This is a genomic window from Nostoc sp. C057 (assembly GCF_013393925.1).
Taxonomy (GTDB): Bacteria; Cyanobacteriota; Cyanobacteriia; order Cyanobacteriales; family Nostocaceae; genus Nostoc; species Nostoc muscorum_A.
The window spans coordinates 6,076,618-6,094,804 of sequence record NZ_CP040281.1; the positions used below are offsets into that span (position 1 = coordinate 6,076,618).

12 protein-coding genes are annotated in these 18,187 nt (G+C 44.2%); 5 read left to right on the forward strand and 7 right to left on the reverse strand.

Features of this window, described 5'->3' with window-relative positions:
* Positions 1–186 precede the first annotated feature (186 nt).
* Positions 187–696, forward strand: coding sequence for a GNAT family N-acetyltransferase (locus FD724_RS26150; RefSeq protein WP_179074600.1), 510 nt, complete (start codon positions 187–189; stop codon positions 694–696).
* Positions 693–1,202 carry a GNAT family N-acetyltransferase gene (locus tag FD724_RS26155; RefSeq protein WP_179074601.1) on the forward strand — a complete coding sequence of 170 codons (510 nt, stop codon included), beginning with the start codon at positions 693–695 and terminating at the stop codon, positions 1,200–1,202. The genes FD724_RS26150 and FD724_RS26155 overlap by 4 nt, the downstream gene beginning before the upstream one ends.
* 89 nt (positions 1,203–1,291) lie before the next feature.
* On the opposite strand, the gene FD724_RS26160 is transcribed toward FD724_RS26155, so the two are convergent.
* The 3 genes from FD724_RS26160 to FD724_RS26170 form a co-directional block, all read right to left on the reverse strand.
* The gene (locus tag FD724_RS26160; RefSeq protein ID WP_179074602.1) at positions 1,292–2,677 is read right to left on the reverse strand and encodes an AtzE family amidohydrolase; all 1,386 of its coding nucleotides are present in this window, start codon (positions 2,675–2,677) and stop codon (positions 1,292–1,294) included.
* Between the two features lie 9 nt (positions 2,678–2,686).
* Positions 2,687–3,313 carry a DUF4328 domain-containing protein gene (locus tag FD724_RS26165; protein ID WP_179074603.1) on the reverse strand — a complete coding sequence of 209 codons (627 nt, stop codon included), beginning with the start codon at positions 3,311–3,313 and terminating at the stop codon, positions 2,687–2,689.
* A gap of 89 nt (positions 3,314–3,402) precedes the next feature.
* A complete protein-coding gene (locus FD724_RS26170; protein WP_114083407.1) occupies positions 3,403–3,591 on the reverse strand; it encodes a DUF4089 domain-containing protein in 189 nt (62 codons plus the stop codon).
* A gap of 72 nt (positions 3,592–3,663) precedes the next feature.
* Here FD724_RS26170 and FD724_RS26175 point away from each other — a divergent pair, with 72 nt between their 5' ends.
* The 3 genes from FD724_RS26175 (at position 3,664) to FD724_RS26185 (ending at position 7,268) form a co-directional block, all read left to right on the forward strand.
* Entirely contained in the window at positions 3,664–3,945 is a 282-nt protein-coding gene (locus FD724_RS26175; RefSeq protein WP_179074604.1) for a glutaredoxin family protein, read from the forward strand.
* Positions 3,946–3,998: 53 nt separating this feature from the next.
* Positions 3,999–5,501 carry a UDP-N-acetylmuramoyl-L-alanyl-D-glutamate--2,6-diaminopimelate ligase gene (locus tag FD724_RS26180; RefSeq protein ID WP_179074605.1) on the forward strand — a complete coding sequence of 501 codons (1,503 nt, stop codon included), beginning with the start codon at positions 3,999–4,001 and terminating at the stop codon, positions 5,499–5,501.
* Between the two features lie 285 nt (positions 5,502–5,786).
* Positions 5,787–7,268, forward strand: coding sequence for a DICT sensory domain-containing protein (locus tag FD724_RS26185; protein WP_179074606.1), 1,482 nt, complete (start codon positions 5,787–5,789; stop codon positions 7,266–7,268).
* A gap of 412 nt (positions 7,269–7,680) precedes the next feature.
* Here FD724_RS26185 and FD724_RS26190 read toward each other — a convergent pair whose 3' ends face one another.
* The 4 genes from FD724_RS26190 to FD724_RS26205 form a co-directional block, all read right to left on the reverse strand.
* Positions 7,681–11,223: a HEAT repeat domain-containing protein gene (locus FD724_RS26190; protein WP_179074607.1), complete on the reverse strand. Its 3,543-nt coding sequence runs from the start codon at positions 11,221–11,223 to the stop codon at positions 7,681–7,683.
* A gap of 654 nt (positions 11,224–11,877) precedes the next feature.
* Positions 11,878–12,354, reverse strand: coding sequence for a hypothetical protein (locus FD724_RS26195; protein WP_179074608.1), 477 nt, complete (start codon positions 12,352–12,354; stop codon positions 11,878–11,880).
* Between the two features lie 276 nt (positions 12,355–12,630).
* Positions 12,631–15,804: an efflux RND transporter permease subunit gene (locus tag FD724_RS26200; protein WP_179074609.1), complete on the reverse strand. Its 3,174-nt coding sequence runs from the start codon at positions 15,802–15,804 to the stop codon at positions 12,631–12,633.
* 252 nt (positions 15,805–16,056) lie between these two features.
* Positions 16,057–17,514 (reverse strand): efflux RND transporter periplasmic adaptor subunit, encoded by a 1,458-nt coding sequence (locus FD724_RS26205; RefSeq protein ID WP_179074610.1) that lies wholly within the window; start codon positions 17,512–17,514, stop codon positions 16,057–16,059.
* Positions 17,515–18,187 lie beyond the last annotated feature (673 nt).

The following is an 18,187-nucleotide window of genomic DNA, read 5'->3' on the forward strand; positions in this document are numbered from 1 at the left end:
AGATTGTCAAATTGTCCACTTTACGCTAGCTCTACTAGGCACTAATTACAACAGAAATTTATGATGTATAATGTCACTCGCCCTTGGGTAGGATCTCGATACGGAGTTTTAATTGGCACAGATTAAGTTATAAGTAAATTCTCTTTATACCGATTTTTGTGCAATTACTTAGCGGAGGTATAAACTTTGCTTAAAATTATACAAGTAGAGACTGACGAACATAAATCTCACACACAGAAACTGTTTTGGGAATATTTTAATGAGACTAGGTTGATATTCAGCCATCAGTTCGGCATAAATTTAGATGCTAATACATTCTTTGAGCAATATATGACTCAACTTCATGAATTTATACCCCCTTCAGGACGCTTATTTTTGGCACAATACGAAACACAAATAGTCGGCTGCGCTTGCTTGCGAAAGATTGGTGAAAATATTGGTGAAATTAAAAGAATGTATGTTCGACCAGAATTTCGCAGAAAAGGAATAGGTAGAACATTATTAGAAACTATCATCAATGAAGCTTCTAGTATTGGTTACTCACAGATTCGTTTAGACAGCGCCCCATTTGCAAAGCAAGCCCAAGCACTTTATCGTGTATTTGGCTTTCGGGATATCGAGCCGTATTTAGAAAAAACAGAGATTCCTTTAGAATATCGAGCAAACTGGGTTTTTATGGAATTAATTTTAAAATGATCAATATCCGTTGTGAAACTCTGGCAGATTATACAGTAATAGCTGAAGTGAATACATTAGCTTTTGGGCAGAGAAATGAGGCTAAACTTGTAGAGAAAATTCGCCGTTCTGACCGCTACATTCCAGAACTTACTCTGGTTGCAGAAGTTGAAAATGTTGTAGTCGGTTATATTTTATTCAGCTATATTAACCTGGTGAGTGAAGAAACACTACAGGTAATCGGTCTAGCACCTTTAGCGGTTCATCCACAGTTTCAACAACAAGGTATTGGTAGCGCACTGGTACAAGCAGGATTAGAAAAAGCAGATGCAAAGAAAGAAGCCGTAGTTATTGTACTTGGTCATCCTCATTTCTATAATCGTTTTGGCTTTCAGCCTTCTGTTATTTATGAAATCGAGTCTCCCTTTCCAGTACCAGAGGATGTCTTCATGGTTAAAACACTGCAAAGCTATGAAAAAAAGTATAAAGGTAAGGTTGTTTATCCGGCTGCTTTTGAGGAAGTATAGTATTATTTACGCCTAACAATGAGGTGACTTTAGAATGGGAAAGATACAACAATATCGCATATATATCCAACATTTATTATCTGCTATAATTACACTATAACTGCCGCAACTACGCCCTTTGTTTGTAAGGCAGCCGCAACTCTTAAAATTAAAGCTTCATTATATGGCGCTGCTATCAATTGCACACCCAAAGGTAAGGCATTTGGACGCTGAATTGGTACTGATAAAACGGGTAAGCCGATAAAAGATAATGGTTGAGTAAATAGCCCCAAATGAGGACGGACAAGAATTTCTTCCCCATCCAAAATCATAGTTTGTTGACCGATTAGCGGTGCAGAAATTGGTGTAGTTGGGGCAATAATTAGATCCACATTTTGAAATACTTCTCGAACGCGATCGCGATACCAGCTTCTAAACCGTTGTGCTTGCAGATACCAGCTACTGGGAATTAACGCCCCAGCCAAAAAGCGATCGCGTGTCGCTGGATCAAAATCTTGAGGACGACATCGCAAATTATCTAAATGCAGATTTGCACCCTCGCTAGCTGTAATCACGAAAGCTGCTGCACGGGCGCGGTGTGCTTCTGGTATGGTTACGTATTCAGTGACATTCAAAGCATCGGCTACCTTTTGCACTGCTGCTAAAGCCTCCGGTTCTGCACCTTTGGTGAAATAATCAGCAGCAATGGCAATTCTAATATCAGAAATATCTTGTTTGAGTTGTGATAAAACCAATTCAGGCGGACGCTTTGTGCAAATTGGATCGCGATCGTCTTCTCCTTGAAGCACATCAAACACCGTAGCAATATCTTGCACCGAACGCGCAAAAGAGCCAATGTGGTCAAAACTGCTAGAAAATAAAGCTACCCCAGCACGAGATAACCTTCCATAGGTTGGCTTCAAACCAAAAACGCCACATAACGCCGCCGGAACGCGAATTGAACCATTAGTATCAGAACCCAGCGTCAAAGGTACTAACCCAGCAGCAACAGCCGCCGCCGAACCACCCGATGAACCACCAGCAACTCGCTGTAAATCATGGGGGTTGTGAGTAGCACCGTAATGGGAGTTTTCCGTAACAAACCCATAGGCGTACTCATCCATATTCAAAGCACCAACCAGCACAGCACCCGCTTGTTTCAGCTTCGCTACTGCGGTTGAATCTTGGGTAGCGGCTGGGTTCTCTGCATTGATTTTTGACCCCGCCAGAGTCGTTAAACCAGCAATATCGAAAAGATTTTTCACCGCAAAAGGCACACCAGCAAGCAAACCAGGATTATTACCTTGAGCAATTTCTTCGTCAATGCGAACTGCATCTGTTAAAGCTGTTTCAGCAGTCACAGCCGTAAAACAGTTGAGTTGATGATCTCGCGCAGCGATTCGTGCGATCGCAGCTTTGGTAACTTCCACCGCGCTGACTTTGGCTGCACGCACCGCATTTGATATTGTTATGGCATCGGCAGAATCAAAATTCATGCTGGAATATTAGGAGATAGCACTTTTAGCTTTTTGAGTAATAGCAGTCTGCATAGTTTTTGCTAGTTGTAGCAAAATAGCCGTAAGACCTAAATCTAAAATACAAGAGAATAAAAACCAAAAGGGCAGAAATTTATCTTCGGGATTTTTAACAGCTTCTGTAAAAGCGAGCCGATTCAAAAGATTTGACCCAATCATACAACCATATAGCGGCCCGATTAACGATCGCACTTGTTCACTTAAACGTGTTAAATCCTCACCTTCACCTTTAAATCGATCAGCAAAAGTGGATAACGTGTTGGCTATTCCCCAAAGGCTATATATAGGAATTAGAAATCGCGCGATCGCACCTCCTGGCGTAATCGGATATTCCTTGAAAATATCCCTTAAATCAGCATGGAGACGATATAGCCAAATCATAAAAACAATGATTGAAGTTAAACTGAAAAGTAATGTAACTATTGATATCAGTGCATCTAGAGAAGCAAGTAGCTGATAAAGTGGCTTTGCTATTAATTGCAACAAAGATAATAGCGTAGAAGCAACACCAAATCCTAGCAGCACCCAAAGTAACCGCACCAACAATCTACCGATACTCGCAGACTTCAATGAAATAACAGCATTGAAATTATTCATCTGATTTTTCCAAGGTATAGTCGGCTATATCTTAGTATTGTTGGTTATATTGAAAACTCAGTAAAATTCCTTAAACATTAAAATAGCTCTTATGGTTCAAAAACTGGTGCAACTTCAATTTCTTCTGGTAAAGGGAAAGAATTTACAATATTTGCGATCGCACTAATTCTCTCAAAATTTGCCACTACCCCATCCCGATACTCATCTCTTAACTGCAAATCCAACAACAACGCCATAAGATCAACATACTCACCCACATCAAACCCTTCTCTTCTCATCTCTCCTCCTCTGCGTCCTCTGCGCCTCTGCGGTTCGTTATTCTAAACTTATAACTTCTTACCCCAACTCAAATGCAATTAATCTTATACAGTAAACCCGGCTGTCATTTATGTGAAGGCTTGCAAGAAAAGCTAGAACAAATCCAAAATATCAGTTTTGAGTTGGAAATTAGGGATATTACGACTCGTGAAGATTGGTTCGGTGCATATCAGTATGAAGTGCCAGTACTTTATTTATCGAACCACAGAGGCGCAAAGGACGCAGAGGGGAGTGAGAAATTATTGCCGCGTCCTTCTCCTCGTGCTAGTGTGCAACAGTTGGAGCAAATGTTGCGTAAGTATTTAGCCAATTAGAAAAAAATAATGCAGAATAAGCGCAAGATTAAGAATGTGACGAGGTTCACAACATGAAATTGCGGGAATTACTAACGGCGGTAGACAGTGTTGAACAATTGCCTAGCCATCCGACTTTGGAGGATGTGGAAGTTAGGGGTTTGAAGACCAATTCCCATGCTTGTGGTGTGGGAGATTTGTTTATTGGGATGCCAGGAACGCGGGTTGATGGTGGGGAGTTTTGGCAAAGTGCGATCGCATCGGGGGCTGTGGCTGCGATCGTTTCTCCTGAAGCTGCACAAAAAAATCCCCCCACAAATGAGGCTGTGGTCATCAGTGCAAGTAACATAACTCAAGCTTGTGCCCAGATAGCTAGTGCTTTTTATGGTTATCCAGGGCAAAAACTCAAGCTGGTAGGCGTGACTGGTACCAATGGCAAAACTACAACTACTCATATTATTGAATTTCTCCTGATCAAAGCTAATCTCGCCACAGCTTTGATGGGAACTCTCTACACTCGTTGGGCAGGTTTTGAGCAAACTGCTGCCCACACTACGCCCTTTGCAGTCGAACTGCAACAGCAGCTAGCAGAGGCTGTCAATGCTGGTAGTGAGTTCGGGGTGATGGAAGTAAGTTCTCACGCTTTGGCTCAAGGTAGAGTTTTGGGCTGTCAATTTGAGGTGGCGGTGTTCAGTAATCTTACCCAAGACCATCTCGACTATCACCGCGACATGGAAGATTACTTTGCCGCTAAAGCGTTGTTGTTTAGCCCTGATTATCTTAAAGGACGGGCAATAATTAATGCTGATGACTCCTACGGAAAGCGGTTAATTGCCTCGTTAGATTCCGAACGGGTTTGGAGTTATAGCGTCAACGACAACAGCGCTGATTTATGGATGAGTGATTTAAGTTATGAGCCGAATGGTGTCAGTGGGACATTACATACACCAAAAGGTGACGTAGCTTTTCGATCGCCATTAGTCGGGCAATATAATTTAGAAAATCTTCTCGCAGCCGTCGGAGCAGTTTTACACTTAGGGCTAGATTTGCAGTTAGTGGCATCTGTAATACCTGAGTTTCCTGGAGTTCCCGGACGGATGGAACGGGTGCAGATTAATTCTGACCAAGATATTAGTGTGATTGTGGATTATGCCCACACACCCGATAGCTTAGAAAACTTGTTGAAAGCTGCACGTCCATTTATACCTGGGAAGGTGATTTGCGTGTTTGGTTGCGGTGGCGATCGCGATCGCACCAAGCGCCCAATTATGGGTAGAATTGCTGCTGAATTAGCTGATGTGGCAGTGGTGACATCAGATAATCCCCGCACAGAAAACCCAGAACGGATTTTAGAAGACGTTTTGGCGGGAATTGCCCAAACAGTAAAACCAATGGTAATTTGCGATCGGGCTACTGCGATTCGTACCGCTATTTTACAAGCACAACCAGGTGATGGAGTGCTGCTTGCTGGTAAAGGTCACGAAGACTACCAAATTCTCGGCACTGAAAAAATCCATTTTGACGACCGAGAACACGCACGCGACGCTTTACAGCAAAGACTTAATAGCCAAGCTTAATTTATTTGGGCATGGGGCATTGGGAATTGGGCATTGGGCATGGGCAAGAGGATTTGGGGACAAGGAGAATTGGGGACAATGGGAAAGAGTTGTTTCAATTTCTCACCTCTTGTCCCCTTGTCCCCTTGTCTCCCCTGCCCCCATTCCCCCATTCCCACTGCCCCTGATGGGTGTAGTTTTTGATATTTAATGTTTCTTTCCGTGGGGATTTTGTAAAAGATGGACACATAAAGGTGAAAATCGAGACAGAATTATTTCTTGCTTCATCCTTTTTGTGCTTGACTCATGAATGTTTCTCTGACTAAGGATCTGTCTGTTTATCAACTGGTTATGGGAGTGCAAGTGCCTCCAAAACCATTGTCTCTCAGTCCTGCGACTCTGCTATCACTGGTGAGAGCGCAAATTGACTTACTAATTGAGCAGCAAATTGCAGCCACTTTATGGGTGAAGCTACCACCAGAAAAAATTTGGCAATCAGAATTAGCGCGTTACCAATCCTCAGTGGGTGCGTCTAGTATTATCTATACTTGCCAGATTGACGAGAATGAAAAACAGGGAGCGGGGGAAGATGATGAAGCAGGGGAAGAAAATACTTCCTCATCTTTCTCATCTACTCATCATGTCACCGTTCACCTGACACCAGATAGCCAACTGCGACGGGAAAACTTTTTGATGGTGTTATCGCCCCAGTTTTGTAGTTTAATTTTGGCTCATCGGCCACTTAAAAAACGCAAGAGTCAGACATCGGGGAAGGTAAATACTCATAAAAATCAGCCATTGCTGATTATCACTACTGTTGAGGGGAGAGTAATTCAGCAAGTATTAAATGGTATCCAAAAAGCGATATCTAACGACCATCTGCCAGGCAGTTCCGCGCCAGAATCATCGCCTATTGTACCTGCTGATTTTATTTGTCCAACGATGCCGGAAGCGGCAACGATGAGTCAACTGTTTACAAAACAACTCCTGCGACAGGATGAAATTAATCGCCAAATCATCACAGCCCGCACTACCAAGTTGCAGCAGATAAATCAAGAACTGCACAACAAAGAACAATTTCAAGATGAATATCTGAAAAATCTCTGTCAGGAATTGCGTATACCCCTGACGCATATCAAAACAGCACTTTCGTTATTGAATTCTCCTAATCTCAAACCTACGCAGCGACAACGTTATTTACAGATGTTAAATACCCAGTGCGATCAACAAAATTCTCTAATTACAGGTTTGTTGGAACTGGTGCAACTAGAACGTAATTTGGAGGGGATGGTTTTGGAGTCGGTGCGGCTCTCAGAGATTGTACCTGGAGTAGTGAGTACGTACCAACCTTTAGCCCAAGAAAAAGGGATTATGCTAGCCTACACCGTACCCACTGAACTCCCATCTATTTGGTGTGTGAGTGGTGGGCTGAGGCAGATTGTAATTAATCTGCTGCACAACAGCATTAAATTTACTCCTAATGGGGGTGAAGTATGGGTGCGTGCCCGTCTTCAAGGCGATTATGTCCAATTAGAATTCCGTGATACAGGTATTGGTATTGCCGAAAACGAGATTTCTAAAATCTTTGAGCGATTTTATCGTGTGCGTACAGGATCTACAGAAGATTATGCTGGTGCTGGCTTGGGGTTAACAATAGTACAGCAATTGCTGCTGCGCTGTGGGGGATCTATTTCTGTAAAAAGTAAATTATATGAAGGTTCCACATTTACAGTGCAACTGGCAACAGTTGGCGATGCCCCAAGAGCGATCGCAATAGAACATGAGTAGATCGGTTATGATTATCCCCTAAGTTAACTTTGTGGTGCTATGCAACTTTGCTTAAGAGGTTGTTTAAAAAGTATTTGGCTGTGATTTTAGACACTTATTGATCGCCCTTAACCTCCCTTAAAAAGCTACGGTGTACATACAAATCGAATTACCCCCCTTAATCCCCCCTTGGAAAGGGGGGAAAAAGAAATCTAGTTCCCTCCCCTTTACAAGGGGAGGGTTAGGGTGGGGTAATTTGAGGACTGGTAGAGTGATTCGATAACTTGTGTATACACGTAGCTTAAAAAGGGAGGCAAAAAGCTCTCAAAGTCCCCCTTTTTAAGGGGGATTTAGGGGGATCTAAAAGGATTTGATACATCACTAAGAACTTTTCAAACATCCTCTAAAACACAAAGAAAATAACCATGCCCACTTATCTAGTCCGTAACAACTGCACAAAGGTATTACTCACCGTATTGTCTTTAGTATCCGCCGCGTATTGAATCAAATCTTCTCGCAGTTCTTTGGCTGCATCTAAAGGAAGCAACGTTGCTAGCAAGAAATAAACACCACGAAAACGCGGATCGCCCATTCTATCAACTAATAGTCCTTCGGCGGTATCAGTTTCGCCGAGAAAGTTTTGCACCAAGAAGAAATCCATGATTTTATCGTGGCGGAAGTACCATTCTTTCTTCGCTTCGCCTTTTTCATCTTGCCACTGACGGCTGACTACCATCTTGTATTTCTCATCTTCCAAAGACATGGCAACTTGGTGAAATTCATCGGCGGGTAAGGCTTGTTTGTCATCGAGTCGCATTTGGTAGACGGCGGCGGAAAATCTTTTGAGGGGAAATTCTTGTTTCCATTCTTGCTGGTATTCTGCCGCCATCAGGTTGTATTGCTGTTCTTGCAGGCGAAACAAGTTTGGCTGTTTACCTTGTGATAACATCAGCGCTACTACTGTTAAATCCATTGGATTGGAAAGAATGCGGCGGACAGCATCTAACTCTTCTTTGGCTTGCTGGTTGTTGAGGACTTCTGTTAAATAAATGGTGCTGGCTTGGGCGTAATCAGCACCTTGAATTTTGGCATCTTGGGGGAGTCGCGGCTGACGGGAGATCAAAAACTCTTGAATTTGTTGTTGTTCAAGGGGCTGCAAGTAGTAGGTTTTGGCTGTTGAGGGGGGTGTCCACTCTAGGGGCTGGGTAGTCATGATAATGTTGCCCCGGAAATAGCTTTCGACAAACTGGCAGATTTTCGCCCGTGTTTCGGCGGTGACTTCGTTGAGTCCGTCGATGCAGATATCTATCGCGCCACTGTAAATCAGGTTTTTCAGGAAGCCGGCATCTTGGGCTTGGCCGTGTAGCTTGTCTTGGATGGCTTCTATTACGCCTTTATCACATTTTTGGGCGGGGAGATAAACGACTATGCGCTGGGAGTTTTTCAACAGATGACGGATAAACATCGACTTGCCTAAGCCGGAATCTCCTTGTAAGATAATTTGTCCTTGAATGCTGGGTAGGGCTGCGGTAATTGGCTGGATGTCTCCTGAAGTGGGAATTTTGACTTTTGATTCTGGGAAGTATGATTGGTCATAAAAATTATCTAAGCTGGCATCGGCTAATAGGGAAGGTTTGAAGGGTTCAAATAATTTGCGGCGGAAGGGGGGAAACCAGGTGAGGAGAAAGCCGACGTAGCCGACGCCGAGAATACGGCGTACCCAAGGGTTCCAGAAGAAGATGGCTTGGACTTGGGGAAATTTGGGGTAGGCGAAGATGAGGGCAAGCCAAAAGGCGGCATGAGTGAGGATGGTAATTCTGGCGTTAAAAAACCACTGCCAACCTTTGAGGTTAATTATGACTGATTGCAGTGAGTCAGCTTCGTTGTAGCCGGCGTTTTTCAGGTTGTGGTAGTGAGTTTCTAAAATCAAAATATCTTGTTGTTGCCAAGAGACTTTTCTGGCAACTACAGCAATTTGCCTAGCTAAGTCTTGTTGTAAACGTGGAAATTCTTGACTGAGTTTCCAGGTAGTACGGAATTCTTCTAGTGTTTTGACACCTTCAGGGTGCTTCAGATTATCGGGAGTTGCTTGAGGTCTGCCAAGCCATTTCAGTAAAGTTTGCACTTGCTCAGTGCCGCCACCCAGAAAATAAGTCCAAAATCGCCAAAATTCATAATTATTCTGACCATAACCAAAACTTCCCTGATTTGGTTCGTAGACATAATTTAAAACTACAGCAACCTCTTCTAATTTCAGTTGTCTGATTTTTCCCAATGCCGATGCTGCACTTGAACGAACTTCGGCATCCATATTTTCATCCTTAAGGAAATTGAGGATGTCAGGGACATACTTGGCTGCGGCGTCTCCCAAGTTGCCCAATGCCACTGCCGCATCTGAACGAACGTTGGCGTCCACCTTTTTATCCTTGAGGAAATTGAGGATGTCAGGGACATACTTGGCTGCGGCGTCTCCCAAGTTGCCCAATGCCACTACCGCACCTGAACGAACGTAGGCGTCCACCTTTTCATCCTTGAGGATATTGAGGATGTCAGGGACATACTTGGCTGCGGCGTCTCCCAAGTTGCCCAATGCCTTTGCCGCACTTGAACGAACGTAGTAGGCGTCCACTTTTTCATCCTTGAGGATATTGAGGATGTCAGGGACATACTTGGCTGCGGCGTCTCCCAAGTTGCCCAATACCTCTGCCGCACTTGAACGAACGGAGGTGTCCACCTTTTCATCCTTGAGGATATTGAGGATGTCAGGGACATACTTGGCTGCGGTGTCTCCCAAATTGTCCAATACCTCTGCCGCACCTGAACGAACGTAGGTGTCCACCTTTTCATCCTTGAGGATATTGAGGATGTCAGGGACATACTTGGCTGCGGTGTCTCCCAAATTGTCCAATGCCGATGCCGCAATTGAACGAAGGGGGGTGTCCACCTTTTCATCCTTGAGGAAATTGAGGATGTCAAGGACATACTTGGCTGCGGCGTCTCCCAAGTTGCCCAATGCCGATGCCGCACCTGAACGAACGTAGGCGTCCACCTTTTCATCCTTGAGGATATTAGCGATGTCAGGGACATACTTGGCTGCGGCGTCTCCCAAGTTGCCCAATGCCGATGCCGCACCATAACGAACGTTGGCGTCCACCTTTTCATCCTTGAGGAAATTGAGGATGTCAGGGACATACTTGGCTGCGGCGTCTCCCAAGTTGCCCAATGCCGATGCCGCACCTGAACGAACGTAGGCGTCCACCTTTTTATCCTTGAGGATATTAGCGATGTCAGGGACATACTTGGCTGCGGCGTCTCCCAAGTTGCCCAATGCCTTTGCCGCACTTGAACGAACGGAGGCGTCCACTTTTTCATCCTTGAGGATATTGAGGATGTCAGGGACATACTTGGCTGCGGCGTCTCCCAAGTTGCCCAATACCTCTGCCGCACTTGAACGAACGGAGGTGTCCACCTTTTCATCCTTGAGGATATTGAGGATGTCAGGGACATACTTGGCTGCGGTGTCTCCCAAATTGTCCAATGCCGATGCCGCACCTGAACGAACGGAGGTGTCCACCTTTTCATCCTTGAGGATTTTAAGGATGTCAGGGACATACTTGGCTGTGGCGTCTCCCAAGTTGCCCAATGCCGATGCCGCACCTGAACGAACGGAGGTGTCCACCTTTTCATCCTTGAGGATTTTGGCAGCTTTTTCGGCAATATCCTCTGGTTTCTTCACCAGGGATTTTAAATCTTTCAGATCATATTCAACTAATTTATCCAGAGCATATCCCTTAACTTTGTCGTGTCCATCATCAAGGGCTGCTGATATACCGTTAATCTGCCAATCTTGGGGTTTGGGTTTGGGGGTTTCTTTGGCGTTTACCCAAGGTAGAGAGAGGAAGAGAGTTAGGAGTAGGGTGAAACAGAAAAGGAAAAAGACGGAAAGCTTGTTAGTGTGGCGGGGAGTTATGAGCATAAATCAGGGCAGGGTGGCAGATTACACGCGGCTATCGGTATAATACCAAGCTTGCAATTCCTAATTCCTGATTTAGAAAGTCAGATTTTCTTTGGGTTTTTAAATTTGTATTTGTGGGAGCTTCCCAAATTTGAAAATTTACTATGCTGCGTTCAGGCAGGAGTAAGAGAATGAAGAAACGAACCGCAAAGGGCGCAAAGAGCGCAAAGTAAGAGAATAGACTGGATGTTAATCTTTGCTCATGAGTATAAAAGACTCATCCACGAGTATAAAAGACTCGCCGACGAGTATAAAAGACTCTCCCGCGAGTATCAAAGACTCATTCACGAGTATTAAAGACTCATCCACGAGTATCAAAGACTCATTCACGAGTATTAAAGACTCGCCGACGAGTATAAAAGACTCTCCCGCGAGTATCAAAGACTCATTCACGAGTATCAAAGACTCTCCCGCGAGTATTAAAGACTCGCTCACGAGTATTAAAGACTCATTCACGAGTATCAAAGAACTTTCAAATAAAAAAATACTCAAATAATTCTTGTGGGGTGGGTGTCTCACCCGCCCATAGCCAAAGGCGCTCATGTTGCCCGCCCCACAAGATTGAATAATTTATTTGTTGGAAATCCCTAAAGACTCTCCCGCGAAGTTTAAAGCTTATGAATCAGAAGCAGTTTTAGCAGGTTTACTTTTAATAGCTTTAAACCGTTCCCCTAACTGTTCGGCAATAGTTTTTAACCCTGGAGTCTTCTTAGCAGCAGTCTTGACATAATCGTAAACTGTCAAACTGCTGCTCATTGTCTCACTACCGACAGCCATTAAGGTATCATCTACTTGTTCTGTCAGTTGTCGCAGTCCAATCAGAAGTTCGCTGAGAGTGGCGGCTAGTTGATAATCCCGCACAAACTCATCTACATCAAAGCTGGCTGGTAAAATATCTTGGTTAGATTGGGCAGCAGTCAGGCTAGTGTTGACAAAAGCTAGGCTTTTATCGCCCATCTTAAATAACTTGCGTCGTTCTTCTACACTCAGAGTCACCAGAAAAGGCAACTTTGTTTGGATAGTCGCAAAGGCTGCTTTAATTTCTTGGATATCTGCTGGGGTAAGGGAGCCTGTAATGTTTTGGTAAGCCATTGTTTATTTACTGTGGTGAATCTGTTTGTTATGATTCCCACTGGTAAATGCGATCGCACAATATTTAAGGAAGCGGAAGTAGGGAAATTAACCTCTCTGGTGTACACATAAGTCGAATTACCCCCCTTAATCCCCCCTTGGAAAGGGGGGAAATAAGAGAATCTAGTTCCCTCCCCTTTCCAAGGGGAGGGTTAGGGTGGGGTAAAACTTACGTTGTAAGCAAGCAATACGATTTGGTTAAGAAGACGCGATAAATCGCCGTCTCTACAATAATTATTAACGCGATGGTTTCTTACCAAAGCCATAGCGCAATCTATCCATAATCCAAGTTTGGAAGTTGTCAATGTAGCTAAATATCACTGGCACTACTACCAGTGTCAACAGAGTAGAAGTTGTGAAACCGCCCATAATGGCAATTCCCATTGGTTGCCGAACTTCAGAACCTGCGCCAATTCCTAACGCTAGGGGTAGAATACCGGCGATCGTTGCCAGAGAAGTCATTAAAATTGGACGCAGACGTGACACGCCAGCTTCTACGAGTGCCTGACGCTGAGTTTTGCCTTCTTGCATATTGATGATTGTATAATCCACCAACAGAATCGAGTTTTTGGTGACAATCCCCAACAGCAACACGATACCAATCAAGGCATATATCCCCAATGGTTTTTGAGCAACCATCAAGGCTACTAGTGCGCCGCCTAAAGAAAATGGCAAGGCCGCCATAATCGATAATGGATGCAGAAAGTTGTTATACAGCAACACCAGAATTGCATAGATACACATTAATGCCAGCCCTAACGCGCCACCAAAGCGCCCAAAAATCTCTTGCATAATTTTGGCGCTACCGGAGGGTTGCTGTACTACCCCTGGCGGTAAGTTTTGCATTATAGGTAGTTTGTTGATTGTTTCTACAGCCTCTCCCAAAGAAATCCCTTGCAAATTGGCTTCTACAGCAACTTGACGGGCGCGATCGTAACGGTTGATGGTTGCAGGGCCACTACCAAAACGGATATCTGCAACAGCCACCAGGGGAATCAATTTGCCATTTTGACTGAGGACTTGGAGATTTGTGATTGTGTTAATGTCAGCCCTGACTTTCGGATCGATTTGCACGCGAATCGGGATTTGACGATCGCTTAAATTAAATTTTGCCAAGTTCGCCTCATTATCGCCGATGGTGGCCAGAGAAGCTGTCCGAGCGATCGCTTGTACTGTTACTCCCAAATCTGCTGCCCGTTGTGGGTTCGGAATTACCAAAATCTCTGGTTTAACCAAACTCGCAGTCGAAGACACTTCTACCAATCCTGCTAGCGATCGCATCTGCTTTTCTAGGGCATCAGCCGCTTGATTCAATGCTTCCGGATTTTCACTTCTGAGAACAATTGATAAACCTTTGCGACTGTCGCCTGGTGACTGACTTTGAAAACTAATTCTCGCTCCTGGTATTTGCTCAAAGGCAGGGCGTACTTGTTCCTCAAACTGTTTTTGAGAAATATTTCGTTCTTCTCTGGGTTTGAGATTAATTGCCAGGTTTGCAGAATTGATCTCTTCGGTTGCTAATACACGTTCAACGACTGGGTTTTGCCGGATGATATCAGTCGCTTGTGTGACTACCTTGTTAACATCTTCTAATGTCGAACCTGGAGCTAGTTCTATAGATACGTTAGAAATCCCAAAGTCGCCATCATCAACGAAACCCTTGGGAATCAACGGAACCAGCATCACACTGGCAATGAAGAAAGCTAGAGCGATCGCCATTGTGGTCAATCTATGGCGTAACGCCCATTGTAATAACGATCTATAAGGTTGAAACCCCCGACGATTTTCAGTTCTAAGTGTTCTGTTTCCATGCTTTCTACCTGGGAGTGCAAACTTGAAATTAAACAATCTTATTACTCCCCCCGCTCCCCTGCCCCCCTGCTCCCTCTGCTCCCCCTGCTCCCCTGCTCCCCTGCTCCCCTGCTCCCCTGCCTCTTTTAAAAGATACGCCCCCATCATCGGCGTAACCATCCGCGCGACAAGAGTTGAGAAAATTGTGGAAACGGCAACGGTAACACCAAATGGTTGGAAAAATTGCCCCGGAATCCCACCCATAAAAGCAACGGGCATAAACACGGCAATAATGGTTGCTGAACTTGCGATTACCGCTAATCCTACTTCGTCGGCAGATTCAAAAGCAGCATCCCAAGCTGATTTGCCCATAGCGATATGCCGTTCCATGTTTTCAATTTCCACCACGGCATCATCTACTAAGTTGCCCACCGCCAGCGCTAATGCCAACAAAGTCATGTTGTTGAGCGTGTAACCAAGGGCTTGCTGCACTGCAAAGGTGGGAATTATTGACAAGGGTAAGGCAACAGCCGTAATTAATGTTGCTCGCCAGTCCCGCAAAAATACTAAAATAACGATGACAGCCAGCACTGAAGCTTGAATTAATTCATCAATGGTGCTTTGGTAAGATTGGCGAACAACATCGGCTCTAGTAAAAATCAAATCTAGTTTGACATCTGCGGGAAGTGTTTTTTCCAGTTCTTTGACTGCTGCTTTCACTCCTTGTTCTACTGTCACCAGAACGCTGCCAGTACTACGCAACACTTGGAAAGCTACCACAGGTTGATTATTTAAAGTAGCAGCTTGGCGCACGTCACCAAATTTATCTTCTATAGTTCCCAAACTGGATAAGGGTACGGAACCGCCTTGTGGTAAAAGGATTTCGTAGGTTTTCAAAATATCCACACTGGCGGCACTTCCTAATGTGCGGATACTTTGTTCGCTACCGCCGACTTCGGCCCGTCCGCCAGGTAAGTTAATGTTTAAATCGCGGATTTGGTCATTTACCTGAGTGGCGGTGATACCCAGAGATTGTAAGCGGCTTGGACTCAGGTTAATCCGAATTTCTCGATCAACTCCACCCACACGTTGAATTTGGGCGACACCACGAACTCCCAATAAGGCGCGGCTAATGGTTTGATCGACAATATTGCTTAACTCTTCTACAGAAAGCTTATCTGATTTAACCGCGTAAGTAATCACCGGGCCGCCGGCAAAGTCTAGACGTTCCACAATTGGATCGTTGATCTCTTGGGGTAAATCTTGGCGAATTTGAGCGATCGCATTGCGGACATCATTGGTGGCGCGATCGCTATCTGTACCCAAAACAAAATTGATTGTCGTCTTAGAATTCCCATCGCTGACGGTGGAAATCATAAAATCGATATTGCCCAACCCCGCGACGGCATCTTCAATTTTTTTCGTCACTTGGGATTCTAGTTCGGCTGGCCCTGCACCTGGTTGGGTGACTTTGATCGAAACTGTTGGGACATCAATATTAGGGTTAGTATCAATCCCTAAGGATAAAAAGGAGAACCAACCCACAACCGTCAAAATTAAAAATAAAACTATCGTAGGAACAGGTTTTTTAATCGACCAAGCTGAGATATTAAAGGACATGAGAAAATTTTAGATTTTAGATTTTGGATTTGTCATTTGTCATTGGTCATTGGTCATTGGTCATTGGTTATTTCTCCCATTCCCCATTCCCTATTTACGCCGTGTGCAACTTTCTCTCAGACCTAACCCCCAACCCCTTCCCTACAAGGGAAGGGGAGCAATAATCAAAGCCTCTCTCCGTTTCGGGGAGAGGTTTGGAGAGGGGTTTTAAGAATAAGTCGCACATCCCATTTCCACATTGCCAATTCCCTTTTACTTTGCAACTCGAACCTTATCACCATCTTTGAGATATCCTGCACCATCAACTACGATGCGATCGCCTAATTGCAACCCACTCTTAATTTCTACTTTGTCGCCGTTTGTAGGATTTTCTAAGTCTACTTTCTGGCTGCGAACTATATCTCCACTTAATAAGGTGAATACAATTACACTTCCATCTGCTTGAGATTGGACTGCTTTTTGCGGCACTACCATCGTCATCCCTGAGTTAGTAGTAATTGCAGCATTGGCAAACATCCCTGGTTTAAGTAAAGTGGTTGGCGGTAAGTCAATTTTGACCGTAGCCTCTCGCCTTTGATCGTTCACCTGTGGTTGGATCTCTCTGACTCGTCCTTGCGATCGCACGCGCTGATCGACATCGGAAGTAATTTGCACAGATGCGCCAATTTTCACTTGATTTAATTGAATTTCAGGAACCTTCGCCTGAAGTTCTAACTTTTCATCTCGGATAATCGAAAATAGCTTTTGTGTGCCACCAATCACGGTTCCCACCTGCGTTTGCGGCGGCACACCAGTTACATCACCGACTCTGGCCAATTTCTCCGCGATGACTCCAGAAACCGGCGCACGCACCACAGTTTGTTCCAACTGAGTTTGTAGTTGTTGCACCTTAGCAGCACTGCTGCGGACATCAGCTTTGGCTTTGTTGATAATAGCTTGAGCGTTACTAATATTAGCCTGGGCGCTGCCGATATTGGCCTGGGCACTACGCAGATTTTCTTGGGATAGATTCACAACTTGTATGGCAGTTTTTACAGCGTAGGAACGAGTATCAAGTTCTTGCTTACTAATGGTTCCAGAATCAGCCAGTTGTTGATAGCGCTGATAATTTTTGGCGGCTTCTTCTAGCTTTGCCTTCGCTTGAGCTAAATCTGCTTGTTTTTGCTGGACTATGGCTTTATTTGATGCCAAATCTGCCTGCTTGGATGCTAAATCTGCTTGTTTCGATTCCACATCGGCTTGTTTTGATTCGACATCTGCCTTTGCTTGGCTAATTTGGCTTTGCAATATGGAATCATCCAACACCGCCAAAACTTGACCTTTTTTGACAAAAACCCCTTCTTTCACATCTTCAGGGATACTTTTGATTTGTAAACCGTTTGTCTGTGGTAAAACCGGAATTAAATCACGTGCTGCAACAGTTCCAGTAGTTTTAAGAGTACGCACAACACGGGCGGCTTCTACTGTGGCGATGGTAACTGTCATTGATGGGTTAATTTTTTTATCCGCTACCGCACTTTGTTGACGGGATGGAAGATGACTTAATACACTCATTCCACCAAATGCGATCGCAATTCCTAAACCAGCACCCAAAAATAATGGCTTCAACCATGCCCTAGTTGGTTTTTGCTCTGATTTGCTCAAAAAGCTAGCATCCTCAGAGGTTATAGGTTCTTCCACCTCGATTTCTGAAACACTTTCATCGCTCACAGTCCAACCTCCACTTTCTGTCTATGCATACCAATATTGGTATTTTCTTAAGAAAACTTGAAATTTATTTACTTCCCATCAACTATGACGCATTTCATAGTAAATGTCTTTTATTTTTAACCGTATATAATAGAACTTCTTTGATAAGAAAAATTACTGCCATCAAATACTTGAAACCTTTCTGTAGATTATGATACAAGAAATTATTTCATCTCATCTAGCTACTCTAAATCACACAATATACCCATTTAGATCACCGTCAACCAATGCTCATATATGAAAAACTGATAAAGCTAATCTAGAATTATTTAATTAAAAATTTGAACTATCAATGTATGTTATTAAACCAGTAAAAGCTTTTATCTACGCAAATCCTAATTCCTCTAAAGCCTTTGTCTTGTCAAAAAGTCGTACATCCAGGGATAGTTCAAGCTAGCGTCCACAGCTACACGTGAGTTACAAATGAGCAAACTCGCATTACCCTAACCCGAATTTCTCACGTATTGTGTGGTTCGGGTGGGGAGTGTGGGAGGTGTGGGAGGTGTGGGAGGTGTGGGAGGTGTGGGAGGTGTGGGAGGTGTGGGAGGCAATGCAGCGTTCATTGATGTGCAGTTATTCAATTCCTCCTCTTTCTCCCCACACTCCCCACACTCCCTACACTCCCTACACTCCC